Below are 20,281 nucleotides of genomic sequence, written 5' to 3'. Positions count from 1 at the left end.
CGAATGTATAAGTAAAAATATACGTTACATTTCTTAGTTATTGTATTGAAGCGTAGTAATCAAAAGCTTTAAAAACCAACTCTTCTGGGACAGTACAGTTGTATTTTGCTTCTCCGATGGTATTTAGCAAAACAAAATAGACATTACCATTTTCATTCTTTTTATCATATACAAGAAGTTCGATTATTGCTTTGTAATCTTCTGGATCTATGTCAATTTTAGAAAAAGTAGCCAAAATAATAGTTGTAATTTCCTCTAGTTCATCTTTTGTCAAAGAAGATACTTCTGTAGATAAAAATGATTCCATGATCATTCCGATAGCAATTGCTTCACCATGTAGTAAAGTTGGTTTTTCGGGATGAGTCAAATAAAAAGATTCTATTGCATGACCTAGTGTATGCCCAAAATTCAAATATTTTCTGATATTTTGCTCAGTAGGATCTTTTTTGACGATATTATTTTTAATCACAACAGAATCATAGATCATTATATCAAGATCTTCAAGTTGTAGCTGTGAGAGATCGCTAATAGTATTCCAGTATTGCCTATCTTGAATAAGCCCATGTTTCAAAATTTCTGCAAATCCGCTACACATTTGATTAATTGGTAAAGTGTGTAAATACTCAGTATCGATCAAAACCATTTCAGATTCACTAATGACACCAACCATATTTTTCAGATTGCCTAAATCAACTCCTGTCTTGCCTCCAACAGAAGCGTCTACCATAGCTAATAATGAAGTAGGGATATTAATATAATTAATTCCTCTTTTATAAGTACAGGCAATAAATCCTCCAAGATCAGTAATCACGCCACCTCCTAAATTTATTAAAAGGCTTTTACGATCCATGCCTAATTCTGCAAGAGCATTCCAGACACCACTACAGGTTTCAATATTTTTATGTATTTCTCCTGCTTCAATCTCTATAACTTCTATATCATATTCGCCTTCAATTTTACTCATGAATAATGACAAACAATACTCATGCGTATTATTATCTACCAAAATGCAGATTTTAGAATGATTTGCTGATGAAAGATAAGTATTAAGAGCATTATAACACTCATTACCAAAGTATACGGTAGAATCTTTAGAAATTATAGGTTTCATTACTTATGATTATATAATAGACCGCGAAATTAAGTAGAATTTGCAATAAAATAAACTCACAAGTTCTATATTTGCAGATATGATAAATTAATCATTAATTATGGTTAAAAAGTAATGGTATTTGCATTATGTTTAGCCAAAAATTAAAGATTCTTAAAAAAAAGCATTAATGAGTCAAAATCAACTGTTTGAAAATACAGAAGTAGCATTCTCTCTCAAAAGTGATTCAGAATTAGAGAGAGCATATTTTTTATTTAAAATGATTGCCAATGAACCTCTTGTACGAATTGGTACTGCTGTAACTAATTTTGCAATCAAGGCACATTTACCTGTACAAGGATTGATAAGAGCTACAGTATTTGATCATTTTTGTGGAGGCGTTAATGAAGAAGATTGTTTACCCGTTGTTGATAAGATGTATGCAAAAAAAGTATGCTCTGTACTAGATTATTCTGTAGAGGGTAAAGAAGAAGAGGCTCAATTTGATGCGGTTTTACAAAAAACTATAGAACTACTAGAATTTGCTGATCAAAAAGATGCTATGCCCTTTGGGGTTTTTAAACCCACAGGATTAGGAAGGTTTTTAATCTGGCAAAAAAAGTCTGAAGGAACACCATTAACAGATAGCGAAACAAAAGAATGGGAGAGAATAGAAGAACGTTTTGATATCCTATGCAAGAAAGCTTATGATTGTGGTGTTGCCCTGCTCATTGATGCAGAAGAAAGTTGGATGCAGGATGCAGCAGACGAAGTAGTAGCCAAAATGATGCGAAAATACAATCGAGAAAATGTGATTATTTACAATACATTGCAATTGTATAGACACGATCGTTTTCAGTATTTACAGCGTTTGCATGAAGAAGCAAGAGTATACGGATATAAAATTGGAGTTAAAATTGTTCGCGGTGCGTATATGGAAAAGGAAAATGAACGCGCTATAGAGAAAGGATATCCTACACCGATTTGCAAAGATAAAGCACATACCGATGCAAATTTTAATACTACATTACGGTATATTCTAGAAAACATTAAAGATATATCTGTATTCGTAGGTACTCACAATGAAGAAAGTAGTTATCTAGCCATGCAAATCATGAATGAGCTTGCTATTGCAAAAGACGATGCCAGAGTATGGTTCGGACAGTTGTATGGCATGAGTGATCATATCAGTTTTAATCAAGCTGCTGATGGTTATAATGTGGCCAAGTACCTTCCTTTTGGACCGGTAAGAGATGTAATGCCGTATCTAATCCGTAGAGCAGAAGAAAATACCTCTGTAGCAGGGCAGACCAGCAGAGAATTAAACCTGTTATCTCACGAGAAAAAAAGGAGAAAACTATAAATTAAGAAAAATCTTCTCTTAGGTAAAAAAGCAATTCACTAGTGTCGGTAAAGCTTTTGATGGCAATAATTTTTTCATTAACTTTATTGTAAACAGCTTTAACGTAAAAAAGGTTATCTATAGAGAAAAAACAATAATAAAAATCTCTGTTTCTATCATTTATTGTAAGAATGTGCTTTCCTCGATTCCACATTTCATGATATTTTGAATCTAAACTTCTATTGTTAAATTCTTGATCGGGAGTAATTTTATACATAAGTAGTCAATTTTTTAAATTTTGGGTTATGATAAAATTACGGAAAAACCGTATTTATTGCAAGTGTTTTTTGTATAAACTACTGAAAAACAATTTTTTGATCAGTTGAGTTTAAAATAACAACCCTTGAAATAGAAAGGCATAAGAGTGATTTTTATATGGTAAAGAAGGTAAAATAAATAGTTCAAAAAACAGGTTTTTTAGATATCTAAATCAAAAGAAGAGCGTAATTTATCAATAAGAGGATTTTTTTCTCTAAGCTTTTCATATTTATCCTGAGGAGTAAACGCATATTTTTTTGAAGCCTCTTCATTTACAGTAATATCAATCGTAATGCTATAGTTGTCTAGTTTTTTGTATAAAAATTGTAGTAATCCAGCTTGTGCCGCCTCCATATCAACTTTCATAGATTGATTAGGAAGCTCTAGAGCCACAACATCTTTACCCTTGAGTTTGGGGATATTCATAGCAAACATAGAACCAATAATTCGTTCCCCTTTTTTATCTTGCATTTTTCCATATTCGATCCATGCCGCTTTCATTTCAGATTCAGAAAATGCTGATGTAGGTAGATTTTTGGGATCAACAACTTTCTCTACTTTGCTTTCTTGATGTTCTTTCTTTTTTCTAATACTACTCAATGACAAACCAGAGGTTTTTCGTTGTCTTTGAGGAATATCAGATTTCTTATCTATTGAAGAAGAAGAGGTATTTGAAACCGTACTGTTTTGATCAATAGTACTAATTGCAGGTTCCTCATTTTTATGTTCCTGCTTAACATCAATAGTATTATCACTTGCATCAGATGATGCCTCTGAATGAATTTGTTGAGATTTTTCTTTTTGTTGTAAAGAAACTTTTACAGGCGTTATTCCTTTTTCTTTGAAATATGAAGGAGGTATTATGTAATGTGGGTCATTTTTTTTTTCTCCATCCTTAACAAGGATAGAGGCTAGCTGCATTAAGCAAAGCTCTACGAGCAATCTTTGATTCCGACTGGTTTTATATTTCAAATCACAGTCATTTGCAAGTTCAATGCCTCTTATAAGAAATTGATGGGTAGCCCTTTGTGATTGATTGAGGTATTTGGCTTTTGTTTGTTCTCCAACTTCTAACAAAGCAATAGTTTCTTGATTTTTACAAACCAAAAGATCTCTAAAATGAGAAGCTAATCCTGCAATAAAATGATGCCCATCAAATCCTTGAGCCAAAATATCATTGAATGAAACTAGTAATTGAGGAATATTGTTCTCTAAAATAAGATCTGTAACAGAGAAATAGGTTTCATAATCTAAAACATTTAGATTTTCTGTAACGGCTTGGCGAGTTAAGTTTTTTCCACTAAAACTTACTACACGATCAAAAATAGAGAGCGCATCACGCATAGCACCGTCTGCTTTTTGAGCGATAATTTGCAAAGCATCTTCATCAGCAATAATTCCTTCCTGTTCTGCTACCTGCATCAAATGATTTTTTGCATCTGTAACGGTAATTCTTTTGAAATCAAATATTTGACATCTAGAGAGAATTGTAGGTATAATTTTATGTTTTTCAGTAGTGGCTAAGATGAATATAGCATGTTTTGGAGGTTCTTCTAATGTTTTCAAAAAAGCGTTGAAAGCCGCCTGCGATAGCATATGAACCTCGTCTATTATATATACTTTGTATTTTCCAACCTGAGGAGGGATACGTACTTGGTCGATCAAACTTCTTATATCATCTACAGAATTGTTAGAAGCGGCATCAAGTTCAAAAATATTAAATGCAAAATCTTCATCAGGATCTTGTTGATCATCTTGGTTAATCGTTTTTGCCAGAATTCTTGCACAAGAAGTTTTTCCTACCCCTCTGGGACCGGTAAATAGTAGCGCTTGGGCGAGATGATTATTCTCTATAGCATTAAGGAGCGTATTAGTAATCGCTTGCTGCCCCACAACATCTTTGAATGTTTGTGGTCGATATTTACGTGCTGATACTATAAAATGCTCCATTGCTACAAAGTTATAAATTGCATACAAATATAAAATGTAAGCCTCTGCTTTTTATTTTGAGTTATTAACAATAGTATTATCTGTTCAAAATACGATTAATACGTTATAGGATCAGAAAAAAATAATATTTTTGCGCAGAGCAGATCACCTTATCGCTCTTTATATTATTAAAGAGAGGAAAGTCCGGACACCGTAGCACAGTATAGCGGGTAACGCCCGTCCGTCGAAAGACGAGGACAAGTGCAACAGAAAGAATGTACAGGTAATGCTGTAGTGAAATCAGGTAAACTCTATGCGGTGCAACGCCATGTAAACCAGCATTTGAAGGTTGTGCGCCTAACGTTGGAGGGTAGGCGGTTTGATCTTGATAGTAATGTCAAGACTAGATAAATGATAAGGGCTTTATTAATAAAGTTACAGAATCCGGCTTATGATCTGCTTTTTCTTTTTTACAAATGAAGTGTTATAGGCACATTATTTGATACAGTTCTTTTTAAACCAACTGTAATGAATAATAGCAAAATAACTTTAGTCTTCTTCCTCTTTTCAATTTATTTTCTAACAGCACAAGATTTTCTCCCTACCAAAAGAGAATTATTTGATAAATGGGTGGTTATATCAAATAGTCCAAGTAATGATAACACCATTCATTTAATTCGTTCCGAAAGGTATAATAAGGTCAAAAAGAATGGTATCGAATTTTTTAAAGGAAAGTATACAGGAAAAACCCGAATTAAACATTTTAAGAATTACAAAGAAATAAAACGTTGTGGAAATTATAGTCCTTTTCACCCGGGAAGCCTAGTTGGAGCCGATCAAGCTGTTTGGAACTATGATACTTTTAATGGAATTTTAAAAGTTACACATCCAAGGCTGTTGAGAAGTAAATCCTTTAAAATAAAGAAAGAAAGCTCTTCAAAACTTATTTTGACAAAAATTTAATTTCTCTTTTAGAATTACTTTAACAAATTAAAACACCAATTTTCTCGTACATTGTAAGCCGTTACAAAACTGTTACGACAAAGTATTTTAGAAAAATTAATATACTTCTGGGAATAGGTAATTGATACACCTGTTTTCTATAAGTAATAAAAAGGAAAATTGAATTCATGAATATTGCTATTGTATGTTATCCCACATTTGGAGGGAGTGGAGTAGTGGCTACAGAACTTGGGATTGCACTTGCCAAATTAGGTCATCAAATACATTTTATGTCGTATAAGCAACCTGTACGCCTTAATCTTCTAAATCCAAATATTCATTTTCATGAAGTTAATGTTCCTCAATATCCTCTTTTCTTATATCAGCCATATGAATTAGCGCTGTCAAGTAAATTAGTAGAAAGTATTAAAAAATATGATATAGATATACTGCATGTTCATTATGCGATTCCGCATGCTTATGCAGGTTACATGGCAAAAAAGATGTTGGCAGAAGAAGGCATTCATATCCCAATGGTAACAACATTACATGGAACAGATATCACACTTGTAGGAAATCACCCTAATTATAAGCCTGCAGTAACCTTTAGTATTAATAAAAGTGATGTAGTAACTTCTGTTTCACAAAGTCTGAAAGACGATACGCTACGTTTATTTAACATCAAAAAAGAAATTGAAGTTGTACCTAATTTTATAGATATAAGTCAAAAAAAGACAAGTTTTACCGATTGTCAACGAGAATTAATGGCTACTCCTGACGAACGTATTGTTACTCACATTAGTAACTTTAGACCTGTAAAACGTATTTCTGATGTGATTGATATATTTTATAATATTCAGAAAGAAATACCGGCTAAATTATTAATGGTAGGTGATGGGCCAGAAAGAAAACCTGCCGAACAAAAATGTAAAGAATTAGGTATTAAAGACAAAGTTATCTTTTTGGGTAATAGTAATGAAGTAGATAAGATTTTATGTTTTTCTGACCTGTTTTTACTTCCTTCAGAAAGGGAAAGTTTTGGATTAGCGGCTCTTGAGGCTATGATGAATAAAGTGCCTGTTATTTCTAGTAATGCAGGTGGTATCCCAGAAGTAAATCTAAATGGAATTTCAGGATATTTGAGTGACGTAGGAGATATCGAACAAATGTCAAAACATGCAATAGATATTTTGAAAGACGATATTACATTAGAAATTTTTAAAGAAAAAGCCTACGAACAGGCAGAAAGGTTTGATGTAAACGAAATCGTTCCCAAATATGTAGCCATTTACGAGAGCGCATTGGCTATACATTAAGGAACGATTTGTTCTTTTATATATAACTAAGTTTAGAATTGGTAACGGATACCGATTCCTATATCGAAATCTAAATCATCATCGTCATTTCCAAATACAATCTCTGGTCTTAAGTCCAATGAGATCAATAACGGAATATCAAAATTATATTCAATTCCTATATCTCCTGCTATAAATACAAAGGTATCACCATCATCACCTGTAATACGATCATTATCATAATCCACAAAGATAAGTCCCCCACCAGGACCAACATACCAGTTAAATCCTTTGTCTAGATTAAATACCCACTGGTAGATCCCCGCTGCTTTTATAGCGTCAAAATTATCTTCGTCTCTCCATCCAAGGTCAAATTCTAAACGATTATTACCGCCTATACCCAATTGATAAGAGGCTTCTACACCAAACCCATCGTTATCTCCCAAACGAAGACCTAAGGCATGTTTTGCAATTTCTTGTGATTGAACAGTACTTATTGATGCTATTAAAAAAGCAGCAATGATCAAAATACGATTCGTCATAGTAAAATAGATTTTAGGTTAATTGTCGTCAAATATAACGTTACATATCTGTTTTTAATACGAGGAATCCATTTTTTTATGAAGATTTTTGTAATCCCATATCAGTACTTTCAAATATTTTGTCGGCAGAATCTGCTATAAAACCTTTAAATAGAGTACCATCATCTTGTGGATGTCGATATGAAAATTCATAATAACAAGTAGTGATTTTTTCTTTTTTCTCTTCAAAAGCTATTTCAATTGCATCAGCAAGAATACTTGATTGTTCTAGCAATACTTCTGGAGATCCTTTTATCTCTCCACCAGAGGTATTCATTTTGAAACCATTTGCTTTTAAGAACTCATTAACCTCATTGAGAGAATCAAAGGTTTTTAATTTGTTGACGTCTACAGTAAAATGATTTGAGCAAAACCCATTTACGTACATCCAAGCTGCATATTCTGATTCTTCGAGAAGAGTTTCATAGGTTTCATAAGATATAGAATCCCAAACACGTCCTTTCAAGATTAAATCTTCATCTTCAAATTGTTCTTGATCAACTTGACCGAGTATATTTTTGACTGTTGATTGTAATGTTTCTGAAAAATGCTCTAACAGCAGTTCGCTGATAAATATTTTTGGCGCTTCGGTATCTGTTTCATGCTCAAAATGTTTGGCATATAGTTTTTTAGTTTCAAAATGATACTCACCCATTGGTTTATAACCCATTGCAAGAAAAGGCTTCTCTAAAATATCAATATTGACTCTTTTATCGTTAAATGTACGGATAGCGATATGATCATTGTATATAATATTCCCTTCAGTCTCGAATAATGTTTTTATTTTTTGAGCGGATGGAGTTTTAGTAGTGTATTGTTTCCAAAGTTCTTCAAAGAAGTTATTAGTATTCATTTGTCTAAAGCTTATGATAAATTATTTAAAAAACATATAAAATCAGAACAAAATTATTAGTTTTGATTATATTTTTAAACATAGAGAATTGATTTAATTATAAAAAAACATCTTTTATGTTAATTTTACATCTTTTATCACTTTAAAGTGTTTAATTGATACTATCGAATCTATTATTTTTAATCATATGGAGCATTTTGATTACATAGATCAGCAAATTTTATTACAAATACGAGAAGATGCAAGAAAACCCTTTTCTCAAATAGCAGATGATTTGAAGATTTCAAATTCATTAGTACATCAAAGAATAAAAAAGCTGAAACAAAAGGGGGTAATACAGAAAGCAGAATTTGTTGTTGATGAAAAACAAATTGGTTTTCGTACAAAATCCTATGTAGGGATTCGTCTTCGAGAAGCGAGATACGCTACCGCTGTTGTAGAAGATTTAAAAAAGATTCCCGAAATACTAGAATGCAGCTATGTTTCTGGGTATTATGCGATTTTCATTCTTATTTTTGCAATAGATAATCATCATCTAAGAAGAATTTTATACGAACAAATTCATCTTATAGATGGTGTGGCCGGAACTGATAGTTTCATTTGTTTCGATACAAATTTTAAAAGACCTGTTTCTCTTAATACTTTAGGTAAAAATACTCATGATCAATAATCAAACTTTGACTTCTTTGCAACACCAATTAGATGGTGAATTGCAGTTTGACAAGCTTACAAAATCATTGTATGCTACAGATGCTTCAGTGTACAGAAGAATACCTTTGGCAGTTGCTTTTCCTAAACATAAAAAGGATATCAAAAGCCTAATTGACTTTGCTAAAAAGCATAAAATTGGTTTAATTCCCAGAACAGCAGGTACTTCTTTGGCAGGTCAATGTGTAGGAGAGGGCATAGTGGTCGATGTTTCCAAACATTTTACAAAAATACTTTCTGTAGATAAAGTAAATAAAACAGTAACCGTAGAACCGGGTGTTATAAGAGATGATTTAAATAGATATTTAGCTCCATACCAATTGTTTTTTGGTCCAAATACCTCTACATCCAATCGGTGTATGATTGGTGGTATGGTTGGTAATAATAGTAGCGGTACCACTTCTATTAAATATGGAGTCACAAGAGATAAAGTTGTTGAGATACAAACCATTTTATCAGATGGGAGCGAAGCTATTTTTAATAATATTACAAAAGAAACATTTGATAAAAAAAGAGAGCAAGACACCTTAGAAGGTAAAATTTACGATACAATATATCAGGAACTTTTTCCTGAAGAAATAAAAGAACAGATTATTGAGCATTTCCCTAAGCCTGAAATACATCGTCGTAATACCGGATATGCGATAGATGCTCTAATTGACACTCAAATATTCACAAATACAGACAAAATGTTTAATATGTGTGAACTTTTGACCGGTAGTGAAGGAACTCTTGCTTTTACAACAGCAATTACGCTAAAAATAGATGATCTTCCTCCAAAAGAAGCGTTGATGATCGCTGCCCATTTTAAAACTATAGAAGATTGTATGAAAGCAGTTGCCCCTGTAATGAAACATGGGTTATATACTTGCGAAATGATGGATAAAACCATCTTGGATTGTACAAAAAATAACATATCACAGCTCAAAAATAGATTTTTTATCGTTGATGATCCACAGGCGATACTAATGTTAGAGCTTAGAAGTCATGATAAAGAAAGTCTTCAAATACAAAAAGATGAATTATTACAAACGCTGAATCTTTCCGACTTAAGTTATGCTAACCCCGTTCTTATCGGAAAAGAAATAGATCAGGCTCTAGAACTCAGAAAAGCCGGATTGGGTTTATTGGGAAACATTGTAGGTGACAAAAAAGCGGTTGCTTGTATTGAAGATACCGCTGTAGCCATATCTGATTTGGATAATTATATACATGAGTTTACTGATTTAATGGACAAGCACGGTCAAAAATCTGTTTACTATGCGCATGCAGGAGCTGGAGAATTACATTTGCGCCCTATTTTGGATTTGAAAAAGAGTGAAGATGTGGTGTTATTCAAAAAAATAACTGATGATGTTGCTGCTCTTGTAAAAAAATATAATGGATCAATGAGTGGAGAGCATGGGGACGGAATCGTAAGAGCTGAATATATCCCATATATGATAGGAGAAGCGAATTACAAGATTATAGAAAATATCAAAACTGTTTTTGATCCTGATTATATTTTTAATCCCGGTAAAATTGTAAATGCCTACCCAATGGATCAAAAACTTAGGTATGAAGTTGATCGCAAAGAACCACAAGTACAAACGTTACTGGATTTTAGCGATTCTCTAGGCATTTTGAGAGCCACAGAAAAATGTAATGGAAGCGGTGATTGTCGTAAATCTGTTGAGGCAGGAGGTACAATGTGCCCAAGTTACAGAGCCACTAAAAATGAAAAAGATACAACTAGAGGAAGAGCTAATGCACTAAGAGAATTTTTGACCAATAGTGAAAAGGCTAATAAATTTGATCACAAAGAACTCAAAGAAGTTTTTGATCTATGTATCAGTTGTAAAGGGTGTTCTAGTGAATGTCCTTCTAATGTAGACGTTGCAACACTAAAAGCCGAGTTCGAATATCAATACCAAAAAGAAAACGGCACGTCTTTGAGAACAAAATTGTTTGCCTACAATAACAGATTAAATAATCTGGGGAGAACAGCTCCCGGACTCACTAATTTCTTTTTCAAAAATAGAGTAACAGCACAAATTTTAAAATCTTCTTTAGGAGTTGCAAAAGAAAGAGATTTGCCATTATTGAGTAAACAGTCCCTTAAGAGTTGGATAAAAAAGAAATTACCAAAACTACAACCTAGTAACCCAATACAATCTGTTTATTTTTTTATTGATGAGTTTACAAATCATCTAGATACGACTATTGGGATTGATGCTATTGAATTATTGACTCATTTAAATTATGAAATCAAAATCATAGATCATAAAGAGAGTGGCAGGACTTTTATCTCAAAAGGATTATTGGGGCAAGCAAAAAAACTTGCAAACGACAATATCCATATTTTTAAGGATATCATTAATGAAAATACACCGCTAATAGGCTTAGAACCTTCTGCAATATTAACATTTAGAGATGAATACATAAAACTTGCTAATCATAAAGAATATGCACAAAAAATAGCTGAAAATACATTTCTGATTGATGAATTTTTGGCTAATGAGGTTAAAAAGGGAAACATAAATAAACATAAATTTACGACTGATTCAAAAACGATCAAATTGCATGGTCATTGTCATCAAAAAGCGTTATCGAATGTACAGACTACATTTTCATTGCTTAATTTACCCGAAAATTTTAAGGTCACGATCATACCTTCGGGATGTTGTGGTATGGCGGGATCTTTTGGATACGAAAAAGAACATTATGAGGTAAGTATGAAAATAGGAGAGCAAACGCTTTTTCCAGCTGTTCGCAATGCTCCGCAAGATACAATTATAGCAGCAGTAGGAACCAGTTGCAGGCATCAAATATTTGATGGGACACAACGTAAAGCATTGCATCCCATTAGTATTTTGAAAGAAGCGCTGGTCTAGAAATGTACTCGTATCATATACAAAGAGCTTGCATCATTTTTTTGAGAAGTACCGGGAAGTATTTTTTGTTCAATGATCCCATCTCCGTTTTCATCAAAAACAGCAAAATCATCATCATTGATACATCCTAATGTATGGTCATCTATAAGCCAGATCCCTTCTAGTTTGTCATGTAAATACCCTGTTTTTTCAACCAGATCCGCGATAAGTTGTTTTTTGACAGGTACAATTCCTGCTGCTTCAATTTCTTCCCAGGTGGATTCTTCTATAGTTTTGTTTTCAATTAACAAACCAAACTCAGCAGAAATATCATCTCCGGTTACATCAGTTGCTTCAGAAATATCTATCTTATAAATATGTTTTTGCGCTATTCCATTTCCTGAGAAATTCCCATCTCTTTCGATTACAAGAAACTCTGAGCTAGAAAGCCCTACAATTTCAGAATTAGAAAGATTTGCTCCTTCTTGTCTATATAAAAATTGTTTTGTTTTACCTGTTGTAAGGTCAAAAGTTAAAATACGAGTAAGATCTGTACGTATTGTTACAGGGTTATATAGGGTAGATTGCATGATTCCTACAAGAGTTTTTTCATTTGGAGTAATCGCAAGCCCTTCCATACCGCGATTAGGCCTACGCTTTGCAAATACAGCAGGGATTTTTCGTCCACCATTACCTTCATTAACTCCAATAGGAGAAATCCTTTCTAATTCTACACCTTGATCAGAGTAGTGTACAATATGTGGTCCATATTCATCAGAAACCCAAAATGTACCATCATGCATGGCTACAATACCTTCAGAATCTAATCCAAAATCATCAAAAGGTAGTTGATTTCCTTCTAAATCATAAGGAATTTCACCGGTAGCACCTTTCCCTTCCGGATTTGGAATTCCAGAAATAGGAGTTCCGCTTGGGTTTTTGAGAAGAATTTCTTTTTCAAGAACAATTTCTGCATTTGATCGAATCGAGAAGAGTCCGATACGCGGAGTAAAATCTGATACAGGAAATTTTTTACCTTCTAAAAAGTTTGTATTAGGCCCGCGATCAGTAATAGCATAAAACATCCCTTTTTTGGTTGGATGTGCAGTTGCTCCCGAACCATATCCGCCATTACGTATTTCGACATCATTATCGATGGTAGTTAATACTTCGAACGGTAACTCATATTGAATGTTTTCTTTCAATACTAATTGGGGAGGTACAGAAATAGGGGATCCCGAATAATCATCAAGATATTGGCAAGAAAAAATAAGGACTGATACCATCAGCAAAATTGCGGTTTTAAAAGTTTTCATTAAGATAGTTTTGTGGTGATTAAAAGATTGAATAAGAAATTTATTAAAGGAATTACTACGATTTTTTCAAAAATATCTGATCCATTAACAAAGAAGTTTGTAGGTCTTCTGGATTGAGTGTTATATTTTCAATTTCTTCATTAATTTCTTCGTAAGCCTGCATTTGTTGTTCTTGATAATGTACAAGTTTCCACTCTTTATCATGATATTCGAGAGCAGTAAGATTCTCTATCCAATCTCCCGAATTGAGATACAAACAAGAGCCGTTTTTATTTACAAACTCTCTCATTTGAGGTTGATGGATATGTCCACAAATTACATAGTTATATTTGTTTTGTACTGCTAATTCTGCAGCAACATCTTCAAAATCATTAATGTACTTTACGGCTTTTTTTACACTATTTTTTATTTTTTTAGATAACGAAAACTTTTCTTTTCCCATCTGTAATAAAAACCAATTAATGGCTTGGTTCAAAAGAATAAGCATATCATATCCCCATCCTCCTAATTTAGCAAGCCATTTGGCATTTTGTATAGAAGCATCAAAAACATCCCCATGAAAAAACCATGCTTTTTTTCCATCCAATTCCAGTACAAGTTTGTCAACTAATTTAAAATCTCCTATCTGAGTGTCACTAAACTTACGGAGCATCTCATCGTGATTTCCTGTAATGTAAATAACATCAGTACCTTTTGAAGCAAACGAAATGATTTTTTTAATCACTTTCAGATGTGATTTTGGAAAATATCGCTTTCTAAATTGCCAAATATCAATAATATCTCCGTTGAGTATAAGAGTCTTGGGCTTAATACTGTTTAAGTAATTTAAAAGTTCTTTTGCTTGACAACCATAAGTTCCCAAATGAATGTCTGAAATAACAACAAGTTCTACAGTACGTTTTTTCATAAGAAAAATGGATAATAACTACAAATTACGAATACGTTTCTTAGAATGTAATTATCTATTTATGAGTATATTGTTATGAAAATTTAACCATTTTGATCTTTTGTTAACAGAACATTAAACGTTCCTTTTTTTACAAAAGTTATAAACAAGTTCAAGAGATATTAAACCGTAATAGTATAATACCTGTGGTGCATTTAGGTATATTGTTGATACTTCTGTCAAAGAAGAACCTATTTGATGTATTTTACCACGGGTTTACTTATTTGAATTTGGATGACTTTACCAAATTATATAAAAAAGTGATTAGACTGCACCTCAATATTTTTTTAAGAACCTGTAACATTTTGTCTTCACGTTCGTCTTGGGTTCATAACGTAAAAGGTAAATCATGAATTTAAAAGGTAGATCTCTAATTATTATGTTGCTTATAAGCTTGTTCTCTTGTTTTTCAAATCAAGCTCAAATAAAAGAAAAAGTATTTCTTCACGAATCTTGCCAATCCAAAAGCAATATAAAATCTGAGTTGAACGAAGCTCAATTTGTGCTTATCGGGGGTGTACCACAGTGGGTTACAATAAAAGGTAAGGATTGTTCGAATCCTATAGTTTTGATGGTACATGGAGGTCCAGGAAATCCTTTGAGCATGTATCATGATAGTCTTTTCCAAGATTTTGAAGAAAACTTTACTATTGTTCATTGGGATCAGAGAGGCTCAGGAAAAACATATCAAGCGCAATTCAAGGCAGAAAAGCTCACTTTAGATATGTTTACCAACGATAAATTGAGTGTAGATATTCTGGTAAAGGATGGTCTTGAAGTAAGTGATTACATTAGAAATAGATTAGGTCAAGAAAAAATAATCATTTCGGGCTCATCATGGGGATCGTTCTTAGCTACAAAAATGGTACATGCCGCGCCGAATAAGTTTCATTTTTATGTTGGTTTATCTCAACTTGTTAATGGGGATAAAACGTATATGGAGAGTTATAAAAAAGTTAAAGCGATTGCAGTAGAACGAGGTGATAAAGCTGCTCTAGATATTTTAAATAAAATGGGGCCACCAAGTTGGAGCCATCCATCCAGCTTTGGTAAGTTGCGTAGAATTATAAGAAGGTATGAAAACGAGACAGCAAGTAACCCTGTGCAATGGAAGGTCTCAAAAGAGTATACTTCTGAATTTTCAGACTCTAGATATGCTGTGTTTTCAGAGGAATTTTCATTTTTGAAATATATAGGATTGAATGGTGATGGAATGATAAATGATGTAGCTCTAGATGAATGTTGCACCGATTTGAAAATACCTATATATATTATACAAGGGAATAAAGATTTATTAACGGTGCCGAAAGTCACAAAAGAATTTTTTGAAAAAATCGTAGCGCCAGACAAAGAGTACATACAAATAGAGAATTCAGGCCACGATGCAAACATAGACATGCTGAATATGCAGTTAGACATGCTCAAAGCAGGTGCTGCAAAATATATCAAGAAAGAGTAATGGTTTTTCAATTATTAAAAAACTAATACCAACCCCATAGTGCATTTATGCACTATTGATTTTAATGTTGTTGATTTTTCTGTCAAAGATGAACTGGTTGAGGCACTATACCACAGTCAATGCTTTGATTTTAGATAATATTCTGGTTTTAAATCCTTCAAAGATTTTGACGTTACTTCTTCGTATTATGAACTGTTCCTACAATTGCGAGAACAGAGTCTCTATTCTTTTTTTGTTCTTTTGAAGATATAGGGCTGTTACCTGTAATTGTTTTGGTTGTTGCGCATTGGGGTGTCCAACCTAATAGTGCTGTCCGTACTTTAAATTTACTACCTTTCACTAGCTTGCACAACTTTTCCTAAATACACCATGGGTAGTATAATATTTTAGCGTATTACTGTCTATATTTTTCATAAAACACTCTTTATATATAGATGAAGGGAATATTAAAATATAAATAATGACTCAAACTAGATACTACAATAAATTGTTTTATGTATTACTGTTTTTTTGCTTGTGCATTAGTATATACAGCTGTAATACTGAAGAAAAACAAGCTGTCAAAGATCGCTCTCAAGATGCCATTGAAATTAAGATTGATAGTATAGTTTCTAAAATGTCTTTGGAAGAAAAAATAGGACAAACCGCTCAAAGAGGTAAATCCAGTAGAGTAAAAGAACTACCTCCGGAGTTGAAAGAAGCAGTAAGAAAAGGACAAATAGGGTCTTTTTTGAACATCATGAATAAAGAAGATGCCAAAGAACTACAGAGAATCGCTATAGAGGAGAGTCCTAATCATATTCCATTGATTTTTGCAAGAGATGTCATACATGGATTTAAGACTATATTTCCAATTCCTTTGGGACAGGCGGCTTCTTTTAATCCTGAAATTGTAGAAAAAGGTTCTCGAATTGCAGCGATTGAGGCAACTACAAATGGTATACGATGGACATTTGCTCCAATGCTTGATATATCAAGAGATCCAAGGTGGGGACGAATTGCAGAGTCAGCAGGAGAAGATCCATACTTGACCTCAATAATGGCTCAGGCATATATAAAAGGGTTTCAAGGTAAAGATTTATCTTCTCCCAATAGTATGGCAGCTTGTGCAAAGCATTTTATAGGATATGGAGCCGCAGAAGGAGGTAGGGATTATAATACTGCAAATATTAATGATAATTTGTTGCATAATGTGTATTTGAAACCATTTAAAAGTGCTGTAGAGGCTGGTTCTGCTACTTTTATGACAGGGTTTAACGAACTTAATGGCATACCTGCGTCAGGAAATCAGTATATTCTGAGAGATCAATGGGGGTTTGATGGTTTTGTAGTAAGTGATTGGAATTCTATCTTAGAAATGGTCAATCATGGATATGCTAAAGATGAAAAGCAAGCTGCTGAAAAAGCTATTAATGCAATGCTGGATATGGAAATGACAAGCATTACCTATCAAGATCATCTCAAAACGTTAATTGAAGAAGGAAAATTTTCTGAAAAACAATTAGATGAAATTGTAAAAAATATTTTAAGGGTGAAATTTAAGTTAGGTTTATTTAAAAATCCATATTTTGATCCTGATGATAGTGTTCTTTATACCCAAGAACACCTAGACGCAGCAAAATTAGCCGCTATAGAAAGCACCGTATTATTAAAAAATAACAACAATATATTACCGCTCAAAAATAAGCGTAAAATAGCCATTGTAGGTCCTTTGGCAGATGCTCCACATGAACAATTAGGTACATGGACATTTGACGGTGAAAAAGAACATACCGTTACTCCATTTGATGCTTTTAAGAAAGATAGTACGTTTGTTGTTTCTTTTGCAAGAGGACTTGAGTTTAGCAGAGACAAATCGACAAAAGGATTTCAAGAAGCGATAACGACTGCTCAAAAATCTGAAATAATACTATTTTTTGCCGGAGAAGAAGCTATTCTATCCGGTGAAGCACATAGCAGGGCTAATATCGATTTACCAGGCGCTCAAGAAGCATTAATTACAGAACTACATAAGACAGGAAAACCAATTGTATTGGTCCTTATGGCTGGTAGACCCATTACACTTACCAATATTATAGATAAAGTAGATGCGGTACTCATGACATGGCATCCCGGTACTATGGGTGGTCCTGCAATAAAAGAATTGATTACAGGCAACGTTTCCCCTTCGGGAAAATTACCAATCACATGGCCCAAAGAAGTAGGGCAAATACCAATACATTATAACCATAAAAATACAGGAAGGCCCGTTATTCCCGAAGAGTTTGTTTCTATGGATTCTATTCCTGTTGGAGCTTGGCAAAGTTCTCTAGGGAATACTTCTCATTATCTAGATACAGGGTACTTACCACTATATCCATTTGGATACGGGTTGTCGTATAGTAATTTTACGTTTTCTGATATTCAAATTTCTTCTAAAGAACCAAAATTGGGAGATACGATTATAATTAAAGTGACCGTTACAAATACGGGAGACCGAAAAGCAAAAGAAACAGTTCAATTGTATTTTAGAGATATGGTAGGAAGTGTGACGAGACCTGTTAAAGAATTATTGCGATTTAAAAAATTAGAACTCAAACCTAATACAAAAGAAGTTATTGAATTTAGATTCTCTACAAATGACCTTTCTTTTTATGGACCCGAAAAGAATTGGATCACAGAACCCGGAGATTTTAAGTTTTGGATTGCTAAAAATGCTCATGATACGTCTAATGAATTAAACATCAGTATCATTGAATAAAAATTATATTTATATCGTTTATGGAGTTTCAGGTTGTGGTAAAACTACTGTTGGAAAAAGAGTAGCGCAACTTCTGTCTCTTCCTTTTTATGATGCAGATGATTTTCATCCTCAAGTCAATATTGAAAAGATGTCTGAAGGTTTTCCTCTTAATGATATGGATAGAGAACCCTGGCTAACGATATTAGCGAATCAAATCAAAGAATGGCATGTAGAGAAAGGGGCTGTGCTAGCGTGTTCTGCTTTGAAAAAGAAGTATAGAAAAATGCTTCAGTCTATTGACGATCAATATATAAAATGGATTTTTTTGGACGTTACTATAGAGAATATTGCTTTTCGATTAGAACAAAGAAAAGGGCATTTTTTTAAAAAAGAGTTATTAGCTTCTCAATTTGATGATCTCGAAAGGCCGGAAAGTGGTTTCGTTATCAATGCAAATAAAGATATAGATACTGTTATTAATCAAATAGAATCAATGTTGAATCCACCAAAATCAGAAGTAGGACTTATAGGACTAGGTGTTATGGGAAAGAGTCTTGCTACAAATTTATTATCTAAAGGCTTTCATGTTTCAGTATACAATCGGCATGTTAAAGATCAAGAAGAAGACATTGCCAAAAATTTTGTAGAAACACAATCAAAAACTCACAATGTATTAGGTTTTGATGAACTTTTGCCTTTTGTATCTTCTATAAAAAGCCCCAGAACTATAATTTTAATGGTTAATGCGGGCAAACCTGTTGATTCGGTTATTGAAGCTCTATTGCCAATCCTCTCAAAGGGAGATTGTATTGTAGATGGAGGAAATTCACATTATCTAAAAACGATCGAGAGACAGAAATATTTAGAAGAAAAAGAAATACATTTTATAGGAGCAGGGATTTCGGGAGGAGAAGAAGGAGCTTTAAAAGGCCCATCGATAATGCCCGGAGGGTCAAAAGAAGCGTATCGTATTTCAGGAAGATTTTTAGAAGCAATTGCAGCAAAAGACAAAAGTAATAATCCTTGTTGTTCTTATGTAGGTCCAAATGGGTCAGGACATTATGTGAAAATGATACATAATGGTATCGAATATGCAGAGATGCAGCTATTAGCTGAAATCTATCATATACAAAGATTTCTTCTAAAAAAAACACCTGAACAAATTAGTGATGTTTTTTCTTCTTGGAAAGCTTCGGGGAATAGTAGTTTTCTTTTAGAAATTACAATTCAAATTCTTCGTAAAAAAGAAAATGACGCATTTTTGATTGATAAGGTTTTAGATAAAGCAGGACAAAAAGGTACAGGTGGATGGTCTACTGTGGCAGCACTAGAAATAGGAATGCCAATCAACACTATTTCTGAAGCTGTTATGGCCAGAAATCTTTCTGGAATGAAAACACAACGGAATAATGCCTCAGAAATATATCAATTCAAAAAACAAAAAGAGGTTGACGAAGTTGTATTAATGAATCATCTTCAAAAAGCATTTCAATTAACAAGTATTATCAATCATGCGATCGGGTTTGATATACTTCAAAAAGCTTCAGAAGAGTATCGATGGGAGCTTAATGTATCTGAAATTGCTAGAATCTGGACAAATGGATGCATTATTAGAAGTGATTTGATGGAAAAAATAGCAGATTTATTTTCAGATAAAAAAGACACATCTTTGTTATTGTTGCCCGATATCGTTGAAACCTTCAAAAAAAACTTAGATAGCCTTACTTACAGTGTTTCAAAAGGAATAGAAGCCGGGTATCCATTGCCGGTTATGTCTGCTGCGGTTAATTACTTTTTGACCTATACCGCTTCGCAATCTTCGGCTAACCTTCTACAAGCACAACGAGATTATTTTGGGGCACATACATATCAACGCGTAGATAAACCTTTATCAGAACACTTTCATACAGATTGGAAAGCATAATATT

15 protein-coding genes, 1 other RNA gene and 1 pseudogene are annotated in these 20,281 nt (G+C 33.3%); 9 read left to right on the top strand and 8 right to left on the bottom strand.

What is annotated here, in order from left to right; genetic code table 11:
• Positions 1-37: 37 nt before the first annotated feature.
• Positions 38-1,111: a 3-dehydroquinate synthase gene (gene aroB / locus FHK87_RS02055; protein ID WP_140589179.1), complete on the bottom strand. Its 1,074-nt coding sequence runs from the start codon at positions 1,109-1,111 to the stop codon at positions 38-40.
• 169 nt (positions 1,112-1,280) lie between these two features.
• Between aroB and FHK87_RS02050 the strand changes: the two genes are divergently transcribed.
• Positions 1,281-2,453, top strand: coding sequence for a proline dehydrogenase family protein (locus tag FHK87_RS02050; RefSeq protein WP_140589177.1), 1,173 nt, complete (start codon positions 1,281-1,283; stop codon positions 2,451-2,453).
• A 1-nt stretch (position 2,454) separates the two neighbouring features.
• Here FHK87_RS02050 and FHK87_RS02045 read toward each other — a convergent pair whose 3' ends face one another.
• Positions 2,455-2,709 carry a hypothetical protein gene (locus tag FHK87_RS02045; RefSeq protein WP_140589175.1) on the bottom strand — a complete coding sequence of 85 codons (255 nt, stop codon included), beginning with the start codon at positions 2,707-2,709 and terminating at the stop codon, positions 2,455-2,457.
• 200 nt (positions 2,710-2,909) lie between these two features.
• The gene (locus FHK87_RS02040; protein ID WP_140589173.1) at positions 2,910-4,700 is read right to left on the bottom strand and encodes a DNA polymerase III subunit gamma/tau; all 1,791 of its coding nucleotides are present in this window, start codon (positions 4,698-4,700) and stop codon (positions 2,910-2,912) included.
• 136 nt (positions 4,701-4,836) lie between these two features.
• On the opposite strand from FHK87_RS02040, the gene rnpB reads away from it, so the two are divergent.
• The 3 genes from rnpB (at position 4,837) to bshA (ending at position 6,937) form a co-directional block, all read left to right on the top strand.
• An RNA gene (rnpB, locus tag FHK87_RS02035) (RNase P RNA component class A) lies at positions 4,837-5,146 on the top strand.
• Positions 5,147-5,207: 61 nt separating this feature from the next.
• The gene (locus FHK87_RS02030; protein WP_140589171.1) at positions 5,208-5,642 is read left to right on the top strand and encodes a hypothetical protein; all 435 of its coding nucleotides are present in this window, start codon (positions 5,208-5,210) and stop codon (positions 5,640-5,642) included.
• A gap of 167 nt (positions 5,643-5,809) precedes the next feature.
• Positions 5,810-6,937 (top strand): N-acetyl-alpha-D-glucosaminyl L-malate synthase BshA, encoded by a 1,128-nt coding sequence (gene bshA / locus FHK87_RS02025; protein WP_140589169.1) that lies wholly within the window; start codon positions 5,810-5,812, stop codon positions 6,935-6,937.
• Positions 6,938-6,969: 32 nt separating this feature from the next.
• Here bshA and FHK87_RS02020 read toward each other — a convergent pair whose 3' ends face one another.
• Together FHK87_RS02020 and FHK87_RS02015 are read right to left on the bottom strand one after the other, a co-directional pair.
• On the bottom strand, positions 6,970-7,458 hold the full coding sequence (locus tag FHK87_RS02020) for a hypothetical protein (RefSeq protein WP_140589167.1): 489 nt from the start codon (positions 7,456-7,458) through the stop codon (positions 6,970-6,972).
• A 76-nt stretch (positions 7,459-7,534) separates the two neighbouring features.
• A complete protein-coding gene (locus FHK87_RS02015) occupies positions 7,535-8,350 on the bottom strand; it encodes a DUF1338 domain-containing protein (RefSeq protein ID WP_140589165.1) in 816 nt (271 codons plus the stop codon).
• 187 nt (positions 8,351-8,537) lie between these two features.
• On the opposite strand from FHK87_RS02015, the gene FHK87_RS02010 reads away from it, so the two are divergent.
• Together FHK87_RS02010 and FHK87_RS02005 are read left to right on the top strand one after the other, a co-directional pair.
• Entirely contained in the window at positions 8,538-9,020 is a 483-nt protein-coding gene (locus FHK87_RS02010) for an Lrp/AsnC family transcriptional regulator (protein WP_140589164.1), read from the top strand.
• A complete protein-coding gene (locus tag FHK87_RS02005; protein ID WP_140589163.1) occupies positions 9,010-11,931 on the top strand; it encodes an FAD-binding and (Fe-S)-binding domain-containing protein in 2,922 nt (973 codons plus the stop codon). The genes FHK87_RS02010 and FHK87_RS02005 overlap by 11 nt, the downstream gene beginning before the upstream one ends.
• Here the strand turns inward: FHK87_RS02005 and FHK87_RS02000 are convergent.
• On the bottom strand, positions 11,928-13,226 hold the full coding sequence (locus FHK87_RS02000) for an esterase-like activity of phytase family protein (RefSeq protein ID WP_226293999.1): 1,299 nt from the start codon (positions 13,224-13,226) through the stop codon (positions 11,928-11,930). The two genes, FHK87_RS02005 and FHK87_RS02000, sit on opposite strands and share 4 nt — an antisense overlap.
• Positions 13,227-13,281: 55 nt before the next feature.
• The gene (locus FHK87_RS01995) at positions 13,282-14,133 is read right to left on the bottom strand and encodes a UDP-2,3-diacylglucosamine diphosphatase (protein ID WP_140589162.1); all 852 of its coding nucleotides are present in this window, start codon (positions 14,131-14,133) and stop codon (positions 13,282-13,284) included.
• A gap of 388 nt (positions 14,134-14,521) precedes the next feature.
• Between FHK87_RS01995 and FHK87_RS01990 the strand changes: the two genes are divergently transcribed.
• Positions 14,522-15,631 carry an alpha/beta fold hydrolase gene (locus FHK87_RS01990; protein WP_140589159.1) on the top strand — a complete coding sequence of 370 codons (1,110 nt, stop codon included), beginning with the start codon at positions 14,522-14,524 and terminating at the stop codon, positions 15,629-15,631.
• Positions 15,632-15,736: 105 nt separating this feature from the next.
• Here FHK87_RS01990 and FHK87_RS01985 read toward each other — a convergent pair.
• Positions 15,737-15,936, bottom strand: a pseudogene (locus tag FHK87_RS01985) (IS982 family transposase); the annotation flags it as partial.
• Between the two features lie 155 nt (positions 15,937-16,091).
• Between FHK87_RS01985 and bglX the strand changes: the two are divergent.
• Both bglX and gndA read left to right on the top strand, forming a co-directional pair.
• Positions 16,092-18,371, top strand: a complete 2,280-nt coding sequence (gene bglX / locus FHK87_RS01980) for a beta-glucosidase BglX (RefSeq protein ID WP_140589157.1) — start codon at positions 16,092-16,094, stop codon at positions 18,369-18,371.
• Positions 18,364-20,277: an NADP-dependent phosphogluconate dehydrogenase gene (gndA, locus tag FHK87_RS01975; protein ID WP_226293997.1), complete on the top strand. Its 1,914-nt coding sequence runs from the start codon at positions 18,364-18,366 to the stop codon at positions 20,275-20,277. The genes bglX and gndA overlap by 8 nt, the downstream gene beginning before the upstream one ends.
• Positions 20,278-20,281: the final 4 nt, after the last annotated feature.

Origin of the sequence: Aquimarina algicola, assembly GCF_006443095.1 — a bacterium.
Classification (GTDB): domain Bacteria; phylum Bacteroidota; class Bacteroidia; order Flavobacteriales; family Flavobacteriaceae; genus Aquimarina; species Aquimarina algicola.
The sequence above is the reverse complement of the archived record's forward strand: the minus strand, read 5'-3'. Positions and strand labels throughout refer to the sequence as shown.